This is a genomic window from Cytobacillus sp. OWB-43 (genome assembly GCF_034651445.1).
GTDB classification, from domain to species: Bacteria; Bacillota; Bacilli; order Bacillales; family Cytobacillaceae; genus Cytobacillus; species Cytobacillus kochii.
Map to the genome: position 1 here is coordinate 537,662 of NZ_JAYEFF010000002.1, position 13,078 is coordinate 550,739.

At 38.5% G+C, this 13,078-nt stretch carries 13 protein-coding genes; 6 read left to right on the forward strand and 7 right to left on the reverse strand.

Annotated features, from left to right (window positions below; all coding sequences use genetic code 11):
• Positions 1-81: 81 nt before the first annotated feature.
• The 4 genes from U9M49_RS12430 to U9M49_RS12445 form a co-directional block, all read right to left on the reverse strand.
• The gene (locus U9M49_RS12430; RefSeq protein WP_095371403.1) at positions 82-1,581 is read right to left on the reverse strand and encodes a malate:quinone oxidoreductase; all 1,500 of its coding nucleotides are present in this window, start codon (positions 1,579-1,581) and stop codon (positions 82-84) included.
• Between the two features lie 474 nt (positions 1,582-2,055).
• The gene (locus U9M49_RS12435) at positions 2,056-2,418 is read right to left on the reverse strand and encodes a YxeA family protein (protein ID WP_095371402.1); all 363 of its coding nucleotides are present in this window, start codon (positions 2,416-2,418) and stop codon (positions 2,056-2,058) included.
• Positions 2,419-4,272, reverse strand: coding sequence for an FtsX-like permease family protein (locus tag U9M49_RS12440; protein WP_322909884.1), 1,854 nt, complete (start codon positions 4,270-4,272; stop codon positions 2,419-2,421).
• Complete coding sequence (locus tag U9M49_RS12445; protein ID WP_322909885.1) at positions 4,259-5,026, reverse strand: ABC transporter ATP-binding protein; 768 nt, start codon at positions 5,024-5,026, stop codon at positions 4,259-4,261. The genes U9M49_RS12440 and U9M49_RS12445 overlap by 14 nt, the downstream gene beginning before the upstream one ends.
• A 150-nt stretch (positions 5,027-5,176) precedes the next feature.
• Between U9M49_RS12445 and U9M49_RS12450 the strand changes: the two genes are divergently transcribed.
• The 4 genes from U9M49_RS12450 (at position 5,177) to U9M49_RS12465 (ending at position 8,281) form a co-directional block, all read left to right on the forward strand.
• Positions 5,177-5,890, forward strand: coding sequence for a response regulator transcription factor (locus U9M49_RS12450; RefSeq protein WP_322909887.1), 714 nt, complete (start codon positions 5,177-5,179; stop codon positions 5,888-5,890).
• A gap of 10 nt (positions 5,891-5,900) precedes the next feature.
• Complete coding sequence (locus U9M49_RS12455; protein WP_322909889.1) at positions 5,901-7,283, forward strand: HAMP domain-containing sensor histidine kinase; 1,383 nt, start codon at positions 5,901-5,903, stop codon at positions 7,281-7,283.
• A gap of 195 nt (positions 7,284-7,478) precedes the next feature.
• Positions 7,479-7,889, forward strand: a complete 411-nt coding sequence (locus U9M49_RS12460; protein WP_095371398.1) for a VOC family protein — start codon at positions 7,479-7,481, stop codon at positions 7,887-7,889.
• Positions 7,890-7,927: 38 nt separating this feature from the next.
• Positions 7,928-8,281: a VOC family protein gene (locus U9M49_RS12465; protein ID WP_411675022.1), complete on the forward strand. Its 354-nt coding sequence runs from the start codon at positions 7,928-7,930 to the stop codon at positions 8,279-8,281.
• 685 nt (positions 8,282-8,966) lie between these two features.
• Here the strand turns inward: U9M49_RS12465 and U9M49_RS12470 are convergent.
• Both U9M49_RS12470 and U9M49_RS12475 read right to left on the reverse strand, forming a co-directional pair.
• A complete protein-coding gene (locus tag U9M49_RS12470) occupies positions 8,967-10,412 on the reverse strand; it encodes a protein adenylyltransferase SelO (protein WP_322909890.1) in 1,446 nt (481 codons plus the stop codon).
• 94 nt (positions 10,413-10,506) lie between these two features.
• Positions 10,507-10,986: a GNAT family N-acetyltransferase gene (locus U9M49_RS12475; protein WP_307319541.1), complete on the reverse strand. Its 480-nt coding sequence runs from the start codon at positions 10,984-10,986 to the stop codon at positions 10,507-10,509.
• 127 nt (positions 10,987-11,113) lie between these two features.
• Here U9M49_RS12475 and U9M49_RS12480 point away from each other — a divergent pair, with 127 nt between their 5' ends.
• A complete protein-coding gene (locus tag U9M49_RS12480) occupies positions 11,114-11,650 on the forward strand; it encodes a hypothetical protein (RefSeq protein WP_307319538.1) in 537 nt (178 codons plus the stop codon).
• Between the two features lie 214 nt (positions 11,651-11,864).
• Entirely contained in the window at positions 11,865-12,065 is a 201-nt protein-coding gene (locus U9M49_RS12485) for a YjzC family protein (RefSeq protein ID WP_322909891.1), read from the forward strand.
• Between the two features lie 37 nt (positions 12,066-12,102).
• Here the strand turns inward: U9M49_RS12485 and U9M49_RS12490 are convergent, their stop codons facing one another.
• Positions 12,103-13,068 (reverse strand): helix-turn-helix transcriptional regulator, encoded by a 966-nt coding sequence (locus tag U9M49_RS12490; RefSeq protein ID WP_322909892.1) that lies wholly within the window; start codon positions 13,066-13,068, stop codon positions 12,103-12,105.
• Positions 13,069-13,078: the final 10 nt, after the last annotated feature.

Consider the following 13,078-nt stretch of genomic DNA (forward strand, 5'->3'; position numbering starts at 1 on the left):
ATCAATAACCATTCATAAACACAAAAAAACCTGAACATTCCACACTTCAGCTGTGATGTTCAGGTTTCTCTCTCATATATATTAATTATGAATCGCTTTATTTTGATCTAAACCGAGCGCTCGGTCAGTCGTTTGATTTACTTTTTGGAGTAACTCCGGATTTTCTGATAAAGAAAGACCGTAAGATGGTACCATCTCTTTAATTTTTGGCTCCCACTCTTTTATGTTTTCTGGGAAGCAGCGCTCAATGATATCCAGCATTACTGGAACAGCTGTTGATGCCCCTGGTGATGCGCCTAATAAAGCAGCTATTGAACCGTCGCCTGCCGTTACCACTTCAGTACCAAATTGGAGCGTCCCTTTTCCGCCTTCTTCTGTATCTTTAATCACTTGCACACGTTGTCCAGCAATGACTAATTCCCAGTCTTCACTTTTTGCATTTGGAACGAATTCACGTAATTGCTCCATACGCTTTTCTTTTGACTGTAGCACTTGCTCAATTAGATATTTTGTTAAGCCCATTTCCTTCACACCAGCTGATAACATGGTTAACACATTGCTTGGCTTAACAGAAGTGATTAAATCAAACATGGATCCATTTTTTAAAAACTTTGGTGAGAAGCCGGCGAATGGACCGAATAATAATGATTTTTTGTTATTAATGTATCTTGTATCCAAATGCGGCACAGACATTGGTGGTGCACCCACAGGCGCTTTACCATAAACTTTCGCATGATGCTGTTCCACGATCTCTTGGTTTGTACAAGACATAAATATTCCACTTACAGGGAACCCGCCAATGCCTTTCCCTTCAGGAATACCTGACTTTTGTAGTAAGTGTAAGCTACCGCCTCCACAACCGATAAAGACAAAGTCTGCTTTATGGTTTTCCAGGTTTCCACCTGCATGGTCACGTACTTTCACTTCCCAGCCGCCATCTCTTGTGCGTTTTAAATCATCTACACTATGCTGATAGTGCATTTCCACACCTTGAGACTCTAGTTGTTGGAATAATAAACGTGTAAGAGCACCGAAGTTTACATCTGTCCCTGAATCGATTTTTGTTGCGGCAATCGCATCAGTAGTTGCACGGTTTTCCATAATTAATGGAATCCATTTTTTTAATGTTTCATGATCTGTCGCATACTCCATACTAGCAAATAGTGGATTGCTAGACATTGCTTCATGACGTCTTTTCAAAAACTCTACATTTTTTTGTCCTTGCACTAAACTCATATGTGGCAAAGGCATAATGAACTCTTGTGGTCTTCTAATTAATTGACTATCAACTAGATAAGCCCAAAATTGTTTAGAAACTTGGAACTGCTCGTTAATATTGATGGCTTTCTTAATATCAACAGAACCATCTGGATTTTCTTTCGTATAGTTAAGCTCACATAATGCAGCATGACCTGTACCTGCATTGTTCCACTCATTTGAACTTTCTTCCCCTGTTTTATCCAATTTCTCAAACACTTTGATTTTCCAGTCTGGAACTAATTCTTTTAAGAGCGAACCTAAAGTCGCGCTCATAATCCCAGCACCAATTAAAATCACTTCTTTGGTTTCCCCGTTGCTCATTTTTTACCATCCTTATACCGTGAAATTTGCAGAGAAAATAAGACAATAGTCTAACCTACACCAAAAACGCTTCTCTACCCTTCCAGTTGTTGGTCGATGTAGGCAAACGTTTACATTGTGCAGGCACCTTCTCTTTAAAATGCGCTAAATTAAATATCATCAATCTTTGCAAAATATATATTTCTCAATACTAATTATACTATAAAATTGGCAATTATCCATCATAGAAGAAATTCTTCTCCCTCTATAATAGTATAAATCCTATTTATATTATATAAAATTTTTTGATATTTGACTGAAAAAAATAATGGAAAACAGATAAAAGTTGGAAAGTTCCGCGCATTTTTTCTTAGTGGGTATTCTTTTATTTGCTTTTAACGGATATTTTGCTGTTTTATTCAACTTTACCATTCTAATTATTTATTATTCCAAAATACTTAAAAGCCCCCGAATAAAAATTTCAGGGACCTATCTTTACGATTTTATTTTTTCTATTACTTCTGAAGGAATATCACTTTCTTTTACTTCATCGTAAGACGTGACTTCATTACTATCATCAAGGTAAAGCATTAAGTAGGCATCCTCACGCAAAGCTCTAGAAGCAGAGAATTCTACTGCGATTGCTTTGCCTTCTTTATTATAAGCTGGCAGCTCATACCAATACCTTTTCATCACTTCTCCTGATTCTAATGTTTCTTCTTCTACTCTCGGCTCTTCATTTAATTGAACATACGCATTCTCTTTGCCTAAACGATTAAAATCTATATTTATTAATAGAATAACTGCCACAATAAAAACGATGACAATTCCTCCAATAACCCCAGTTGTCTTCTTCATTTATCTCTCCCCTAACATTGAAAATATCGTCTTTTGAAAGCTTCTTATCGTTAAGAAATAATAGATGAAATAGATCATTGTATATGCTAGCATCCATATTACTACTGGTATAAGCAGATTCATCATTAGCAAATTAGAAAATGCAACTAAGGCGATCGCTCCATGCATTAATCCAAGTAGTAACGGCGCAGTAAAGATCATTCCCACCTGATGTCTAATCGTTCGTTTCATTTCTTTTTGTGACACACCAATTTTGTATAACACTTGATATTTCCCTTTATCTTCTTCTGCTTCAGTCATCATCTTAAAGAAAATGATGCTACCCGTAGCGACTAAGAATACGAGTCCAAGAAAGCTTCCAACAAATAGCATAGAGCCTGAAGCTTCAATGGAATCTTTATATTGTTGTGTTGCACTTGAAAATTGTTCTGTAGAAGCAGCTAAATCATCTGATAGTGCTTGCTGCTTTTTATAATCTTCCACTTGAACCGCTTGGTAGGTCACCTGCGGGCTGTCTATTTGTTCAAACAAAGCATCTGTTACAACTAATAATTTACCTCCCATTGTGAAGGTATTAACAACGGATCGATCCTCGTAAGCGATCACATTTAATGTCTGCTTATTAAGCTTAACCTCATCTACTTTCGTCGACCAACGCTCATCATAATACGTATCCAGGATGAATGCCTCTTCCTGATTAATGGTAGGGAGGTCCTCCCACCCTTGTCGTGTAGCCAATTGCTTGAAGGTTGAATAATCCATTACTTGGTAGTCAATTTCCATGCCACCTTCAGCTATACGGACAGTTTTACTTTTGATTTCCTCTTCATACACAACAATGTCTTGTGTAATTTTCTGTGGCTCGCCCTCCCACATAAATGTAATAGGCGTATAGGTCTCTATTTCTTTATCCGCATTATAATAAAGCCCAAATACCGCACCACCAGCAGTAATTGTTGTCGCACTTAAAGTTGCAATCACTGTTAGTGTTCGTGCATTTCCACGAATGCGGTGCAATAGCTGTGACGTTGTCCATAGATTTAAGCCTTTCCAAGCCCAGTTCTTTTGATTTTTTAATTTCGATAAAATATAAACAAGTACACTATTAAAAATAAGATACGTTCCTAACACCGTTAATCCAATAATAACTAATGGCATAGCTACACTAAGTAAGCGCCATACTTCTGAAGTCATCAAATCTTGCAACGCCAACCAATAAGCACCTGCTAATGATGCCACACCTAATAAAGCCGAAATAAGACGTGCTTTCGGCAATTCCTCGCCTTTCTTTTCTGCGTGAAATAAATCAATTAACTTAAAACGATAAATTACACGATACCCTTGTAATGACGTAAATAAAAACAGAATCATAAAGACGATGACTGTATTAACAACTGCACTTGGTGAAAATGCTAGACTGCTCATTACTTCAAGTCCCATTAATTTTAATAAAACCATTAAGAGAAGTTGTGATAGTAAGAAGCCCAAGCCAACACCAATAATTAAGGCAATTACGCCAATAACGATATTCTCGAAAAAAAGCATAAAACCGATGGAGCGTTTACGTACCCCAAGTAAGGAATAAAGCGCTACTTCCAGCTTCCTTTTTTTCATAAAAAAAGAGTTCGAATAAAGGATAAATACAGCAACAAAAATAATCAGGACAAATGCAGATGCACTCATAATACTACTGACTTGCTTTGAGACTGCTGCCAAGGCAGTGATGTCTTCACTATATTTCAACGTGACAAAAGTAAAATAAATGATAATAGAGAAAATCATCGAGCCGATGTACAGCCCATAACTCTTCACATTTCGACGAATATTTTTGATCGCTAAATCAAATAGCGTCATTATCGTCACCGCCTAGTTGTGCCAATTCCGCTAAGATCATTTGGAAAAACTCTTTTCTCGTATGTGAACCACGATAGATTTCCTTTGATAATTGGCCATCTTTAATAAAAAGAATTCTTCGGCAAAAACTAGCAGCATAAGCATCATGCGTAACCATCATAATCGTTGTTTCATGCTTTTCATTTAATTGGCTCATGCTTTCTAGTAAGTCTGTTGCTGACTTTGAATCCAAAGCACCAGTCGGTTCATCAGCAAAAATCAATTTAGGATTCGAAATCAATGCACGACAAGCTGCCGTTCTTTGTTTCTGACCTCCAGATATTTGATAAGGATATTTATCCAATAAAGAAGCAATCCCGAAAGTATGCGCTAATGTCTCTACTTTTTCAGCCATTTCCTTTGCTGATTTTTTAGCAATCGCCAGTGGCAAGACAATATTTTCTCGAACAGTTAATGAATCGAGTAGATTGTAGTCTTGAAAAATAAAACCTAAATGATCACGGCGAAAATCCGCTAACTTCTCTTCTTTCATTTTGGCAATATTGTCTTCTTCAATATAAATATCACCGTTTGTCGGAGAGTCAATTGTTGCCAATACATTTAGTAAGGTAGACTTCCCAGCTCCTGATGGCCCCATAACGCCTACAAATTCCCCATGGTTAATGTCAAATGATATATTCTGAAGCGCATGAAATGTGTTTGCACCTTTTCCGTATATTTTTTCTACCTTTTTTACAACTAATAATGATTCCATATATTAAGCACCTCTTTCTTATGTCTCTACTTTACCTCCCCATCCTTACACTAAATTCACTTCTACCTTACAAAATCCTTAAATTGTATATAATAATCGTTAAACACTGTTAAGATAAGGCTAATAGATAGATGAAAGGAAGGAATCAATGTGGAACAGCCTCGTATTCTAATCGTTGATGATGAACAAGATTTATGTCAGCTCATGCAAACTTCTCTAAAAAAAGAAGGATTTCAATCCATACAAACAGCAGGTACAGTTAAGAGTGGTTGGGAACAATTCCAGGCTTTCTCCCCAGATTTAGCGATTCTCGATGTGATGCTTCCTGACGGTGAGGGATACGATTTATGTAAAAAAATCCGTGAAGTCTCGAGAATTCCAATTTTATTCCTATCCGCCAAAACAGATGAAATCGATAAGATATTAGGATTGGCAATTGGCGGAGATGACTATATTACAAAACCATTCAGCCCAAAAGAAGTTGCTTATCGTGTCAAAGCGCAACTCCGACGTGCTGGCAGCTATTCACAACAGATATCTGAACAAGCAATGATAGAAACAACGATGATGACTGCCGGTCCTTTTGCCTTAAATAAAGAACAAACAGAAGTGTACAAGCAGGATCAACGCATAGAACTAACTGCTAAGGAAGTTGGGTTAATGGCTTGTTTTATCCGAAACCCAAATCGAATACTTAGTAAGGAAACATTGTTTCAAACCGTGTGGGGTGAAGACTTCTACGGAGCAGATAATACTTTAATGGTTCATATCCGCAGATTACGTGAGAAAATGGAAGATAACCCCTCCAAACCGACCTTCATTACGACGGTTAAAGGGCTCGGGTATCGACTGAATGTAAAATAGGTGAGGACAAATGAAATGGAAATTAACTGGTAGGTATTTATTCTCAATTTTAAGCATCGTTTTCATCGTCATCATTGTTAATACAATGGTTTTAATTGGTTTGCTTATTTATCAGCAACAACAAGGCATTGATCAAGTAGAAAGTGGTTCAGCCGAACGATTCACCCGTTCTTTTTCTAACTATTTAACAATAGAGGATGAACAACCAACTCTTTCAGCTGAAGGAGTAGAGGCGCTAGAATCATTCGGTGCGTGGCTGCAAATTTTAAATCAAAATGGAGAGGTGATTTCCTCTAAATTTGCACCTGATGGAGTTGCAAATCATTATAGCCCTGTAGAACTTGTACATAAATATAAGTATATGGACGATTATTTTAATACGTATTTCCTCGGGGAATTCGAAGAATATAGTTACATCATTGGTGTCCCCCAAAGTAAAGAGGAGCGCGTTACTTTCATGATGGATACCACTTCAGTCATTACGTATGTCTTCAAAGCAATCATTGCCATAACGATTGTTGATTTGATTATCGCAGCTATTGTTGGGCTACTCTTTAGCACAATACTGACCAAGCCTGTTCATTATATGATTGAACGCATTTCTCAACTTAAAGCACGAAATTTCACTGTTCAAAAGACGAAACGAGCAGGTATTTATAAACCTGTGTTTGCCAATCTGAATGAAGTTTCCACTACCCTTCAAGCGCATGAGGAAGAACGTAAAAAACTCGAAAATATGCGTAACGAATGGATAAGTAATGTTTCCCATGATTTAAAAACACCGCTTGCCTCCATTCGCGGCTATGCCGAGTTATTAAATGAGGAGCAAGTTTCCCACGCGGAGAGACAGGAGTACGCAGAAGTCATTGAGCGGCAATCTCTTTATATGAAAGAACTACTAGATGACTTTAACCTAACACTGCGATTACGCAACCAAGAATTACCTTTGCACATACAAGAAATAACGGCAGAACGATTTACGCGGGAAATTGTTATAGACATCCTGAATGATCCTCGTTATGACGGCTATCATATCAATTTTGAAAGTGATGATCCGGCACTCATTTGGTCCATCGACCAGCATTTAATGAAACGAGCTCTATTGAATTTTATTCACAATGCCCTTCTGCATAATGCATCAGACGTTGAGGTAGATATTCGTCTAGAAGCTGGAAAACTAATCATTGAGGATAATGGAAACGGCATCGCTCCCGACGACCTAGAGCAAATTTTTGACCGATACTACCGTGGCACTAATACAAAAGCACAAGGTACTGGGCTTGGAATGGCGATTGCGAGAGATATCATTACAGCCCACGGTGGCACCGTTTATCTGACTAGTGAACAGCATCAAGGTACAAAGATTGTTATTGCATTAAAAAAGGAAGATTAGCGATTTAATACACCCCTTTCCTAAACCTAGACATAGAAAAAGGGGTGTATCTCTGTTATGAAGAATGATAAGAAGGAATGAAGTATGTTCTTTTTACAGAATATTCTAAATTAAAATTGACTACCTCATAGCATGTCTCTATAATTAACGTGAAATCAGTCTTACCATTAACTATGAAAGAGAAGGTGACAAGAAATGTCTTTTCAACCTAAGATGACATTTATTAATTTACCTGTGAAAGACCTAAAGAAGTCAATGGACTTTTTTAAACAAATTGGGTTTACTTTCAACGACGATTTCACGAACGATGACGCCGCATGTATGGTCATCAATGAATATACTTTTTCCATGCTCATGACAGAGGGACAGTTTAAAAACTTTACCGCCAAAAACATCATTGATTCTAATGACCAAATTGAGGTCATTACATCCTTTGCTGCTGAAAGTAGAAACCAAGTCAATGAAATCATTAAAAAAGCGCTAGATGCTGGTGGTAGATTGGCATCTGAAGCAAAAGACTTTGGATTTATGTATCAAATGGGCTTTCAAGATCTTGATGGACATACGTGGGAAGTCATATATATGGATAGTCAAGCGACAAGATAAAGGAGGCAATTAATTTGAGCCTATCTCTAGGACAAATCATGTTATACGTCAACGACCAACAAACAAGCTTGCAATTTTGGATAGAAAAAATCGGCTTCAAACTGATCGCGGAAAATGACGAAGGAGATTTTAAATGGTATGAGGTTGCTTCGTCCGAACAAACAGAAACAACGATTGTCCTTCAAGATAAACAAACCGTGGCAAAGATGAGCCCGGAATTAAACCTTGGGACACCATCTCTAATGTTTTATACAACTGACATTGAAAAGCTCTACCAAACATATAAGAATAAAGAAATCACAGTAGGAGAGCTCGTTGAAATGCCTTTTGGTAAAGTATTCAACTTTGCCGATAACGAAGAGAATTATTTTGCGGTGATGGAGAAGAACTAGGTTAGCAAAACACACGGGCTGTATGTTCGTGTGTTTTTCGTGGTAGGTGGTTGACTGCAATTGCCTATGGCTGTTACTTCTGTTTCACTGCTGATTCAAGCTTTTTTCTACTGACGAGGGTTTTTGACTCGTTTTTTGCTTAATCCTATCAGGTTTTCCTACTGGCTCCGTTTTTTGACGCGTTTCCTGCTTAATCCTATCAGGTTTTCCTACTGACTCCGTTTTTTGATGCGTTTCTTGCTTAATCCAACCAATTTTTCCTACTGACACCGTTTTTTGACGCGTTTCCTGCTTAATCCAACCAGGTTTTTCTACTGACTCCGTTTTTTGACGCGTTTCTTGCTTAATCCAACCATTTTTCCTACTGACACCGTTTTTTGACGCGTTTCCTGCTTAATCCAACCAGGTTTTCCTACTGCCTCCGTTTTTTGACGCGTTTCTTACTTAATCCTATCAGGGTTTCCTACTGGCTCCGTTTTTTGACGCGTTTCTTGCTTAATCCTATCATGTTTTCCTACTGGCTCCGTTTTTTGACGCGTTTCCTGCTTAATCCAATCAGGCTTTCTTACAGCTACGGGTTTTTGACCCGTTCGGTTTCTCGCCGTATCCGATCAATTTTGCAATCGCCACAAAAATCCCCATAAACATGCGTAAAAAAAAAGCAAGGGTCACGCCCCCACTTCTTTTACGTCCCGCAATATGTTTGATAATTATCATCCTGTACCGGCACCTCTTTATACTTCTCCTGCTCTGCCGTATGCGCATATGGATGAGCGAGCACCGCTAATAGCTCCTCAAATAAATGATAATCCCCTTTGTTCACCGCTGCAGTTAATGCTTTTTCAACATAATAATTTCGTGGAATAACAGCTGGGTTATGATTTTTCATTAACTGTTCCACTTCCGCTTCTGAAGCTTCCTGTCTCTTTAACCGCTCTTGCCAACGAACTATCCACTCTTTGAACGCTGGCTGATCTAATGTTCGATCGGTCAGGGCGATGAATGTGTTCGTATAATCCGCGCCTTGCTCCTTCATGATTTCGAGTAAATCATGAATAAGAGCCTTATCTGATTCTTCTGCTGTAAACAGACCGAGTTTGGCCCTCATTTCTCCGGTCCACTTATGAATATAGATACGATTGTATTCGCCGATTTTCTCTTGCGCAATTTTCACCGCTTCCTCGGTTTCATCATGTAATAAGGGAATCAGTGACTCTGCGAAGCGCGCCAAGTTCCAACCAGCCATATATGGTTGGTTCCCATATGCATAACGACCTTGAACATCAATGGAGCTGAATACCGTTGCTGGGTCATACGTATCCATAAAGGCACATGGTCCATAATCAATCGTTTCCCCAGAGATCGTCATATTATCCGTGTTCATGACACCGTGAATAAAACCGACCGCTTGCCATTTAGCAATCAACCCTGCCTGAACTTCGATCACTTTGCGCAACAAGGCCACGTATGGATGGTCTTCTTTTAAAAGCTCAGGATAATGACGCTCAATGGTATAATCAGCTAACGCCTGCAATTCTTCCGGTTTCGTGAAGGTAGCTGCAAATTGAAAAGTGCCTACACGAATGTGACTCGCCGCCACTCGTGTCAAAATGGCCCCTGGTAATAAAGTTTCGCGTGCAATATCATCACCCGTTTCGACTACAGCTAAGCTTCTCGTTGTTGGAATGCCCAAACCATGCATCGCTTCACTGATGAGATACTCCCTCAACATCGGTCCAAGCGCCGCACGCCCATCCCCACCTCGAGAATACGGTGTTCTGCCGGCACCTTTCAACTGAATATCAACGCGATCACCGTTTACCGCCAACTGTTCCCCTAAAAGTATGGCGCGCCCATCACCTAGCCGATTAAAATGACCAAACTGATGTCCTGCATAGCTTTGTGCAATCGGCTCACTGCCCTCTGGCAATTGGTTTCCGGCTAACACCTTAATGCCCTCTTCACTCTGTAACCACTCTTTATTAATCCCTAAACTTTCAGCTACTTCTTTATTCCATTGCACCATCTCTGGACCACTTGCTCGCTGTGGTTTTGTTTCTGTAAAAAGACCGGGAGACAGCTTCTTATAACTATTTTGCAAATTCCAGCCTGACACATGTCTTTCTGGCATTCTTATCGCCTCTCCTTTTGTATCATATTTGTTTTATTATATCTCTTCTTTTATGAAAATAAAAAACAGCTAACCTCTTTTATTTCCTGTAACTTTAACTACTCAGAATATAAAGATCTTCGTTATCCCTTTTTGCAAATGAAAATTTCTTTAACAAATGGATAGACGAAGCGTTCTCAGGATGAACACTCGCATAAATAGTAGAAATATTTAATTTTTTATTTGCAAATGCTAGAAGTAAGGTGATTGCGTCTGTCGCATAACCTTTTCCCCAATATTGCCTGTCTAATCCATACATGAGGTAGTATCTTTTATTGACATCGTCAAAAGTAAAACCTGCATAGCCCATATAATCATTGTTTTCCTTAGAATAAATAGAAAACTCCCAATTTCCGTTTTCACCAAAGGTCTGACATTGCTCAGCATATAATAACTCTCTTTCGGCATAACTTATTTGAGGAATGCCTCCCGTATACTTTCGTGCATCCTTATCATTAAGCATATTCCAAACATAAGGAAATTCTTTCAATTGGGGACTTGCTAAATAAATATGACTACCTATGAGTTTCATCATTCACATCTCCTCTTCCTCAGTCAAATTTACCATACGAGGAACTTGAGTATATCGATAAATTTTTATTGTTTTTCAATAAATTACATTGTATCCTATATATGAAATAATTTTATTATGGAGGGTTATAATGTCTTTAATATTATTTGTTGGTTCACTCATCATGTTAGTTATTATATTCTTTAAAAACCCCATCCTCTCTCAACTTGGCAAGGGGAATCCATTCGTGCACCTTTTAAAAAAGACGCCATGGTTCCAATCATATTGGGGAGCTGGGATTCTCCTATTCTTCATGAATACAGTCCTATTTTCTGCTACCATTCTGGCTCTTTATATTGTGGGCTATTTTGTCATTCCCTATGTTCACTTAATTTTTATGGTTTTAGCTGTATGCACAAGCATCTATTTATGGGCATCAGTAAATAAAGCCTGGCATGGCTCAAAAGGGGATAGATTAAAGTTAGCTACTATTGGAAGTAGTTTTTACATGGGATTAACCGTTTTATTTACTTTTTTTTACATCACTCTTGAGCCATCCTATCAAGGAGAGGATATTTTCATGCAGGCTATGGGGTTATTTCTAGCTATAATCGTTACAACCACTGCATGGATTACATGTTTTTTCATTACGGGGTTCTACCAACAAAACGCGGAAAAGATACGTTAAGCAAAATGGATGAGGACCTTGAACAAGTAATACTTCCATCGAAATGGTTAAAAAGCATACTGTGTCAGAAGCCTTGCGCTTACTGGCTTTTTCTTTTTGTTCTTTTTGAGGGTTTTCCGAAAAAAGACCTCAAAATAAAGTTGGACTTGCTTCTGGTTTAGCCTGTATAAACGCGGGTAAATAGAGACAAACACCCCTAAAGGAGGTAAGATTTATGGCAATTGGAGAGAGATTTAAAACAGGTCAACGTTCCACTGCTCATGCTTACTACGAATGGGATGGTTATACAGATGGGACGCGTACACCTAGTCCAACCGGCGAGGAAAAGAAAACCCAACTAGAAACCGAAGAAGTTTTCCCACCGATTAGCTCTTGTGACAAAGGGGCTTTTTGGCGAAAAACATCATTCGCATAACGCAACGCCAATCTAGCTTATTGCTGGGTTGGCGTTTTTATTGGCTTTTCTTTCTCTTCTGAAATTTATAGAGCCTCTCTTCTAAAGCTGTATAAACCTCTCTCGGCACCTCCACCAATTCTACATCCTCACCAAGAAAGAGCAACCAACTGGCTATTTCCTCTAGTTGATCTCGTTTCTCCATGGTGACATATATTTTTGCTATAGCTGTTGTTTGATAGGGGTCTGTATAGGTAAGGGCCACATTGAAAGGATGATACTTTTTATATTGAGCAATGGCTTTTGGTCCAAGTTTCATGACGATATTGTCTTTCACATGATGTTCAGCCATCTTTTTTAGCATGCTGTTTCTGCTTAATCTTTTTTTCGTATGAAAGACGTTCACTTCGGTCAAATGATCGACTGCTATCAGCCTTTTCTTTTCTTCGCTTATATCAAAGCCTTCCACCCACCAGATGTTTTTCTCACGGTAAAGGTGCATAAGATAAATAGGATAGTCCACATCGTTAATAGAAAGGGTCATATAACGGTCTGTTAGTATCAATTGAATCAGTTTTTCTAACATCGGATGAGGTAAATCGGATAGTTCTAAGAGTTCAGGATTATGAGGGTTCGTTCCTTCAAATAAGAGAATCTTATTTAAAAGCACGAGATCATCTTGTTGGGCTTCTGAAATCAGACCGAGTAATTTTTCAGCTAACGATTGGCGACTCTTTAAATAAGGTAATTGCAAGTTTCTCGTTGCCATAAAGGCTATAAATAGTGCTTTTAACTCGTTATCAGTGAAGCGAACAGAGGGAAGTACAGCGTTTTTCATGACAGCATAACCACCGTCTCTTCCCACTTCCGCAACAAGAGGGACACCCATACTTTCGATCTCGCGTATATCTCGTATCGCTGTTGACCGAGAGATTTGAAATTCCTGCATGATTTCTGAAATCGTAAAATGGGCACGATTATTAATGTATCGCATCATGACATTAATTCTTTCAACCTTTTTCATCTCAGTCTCC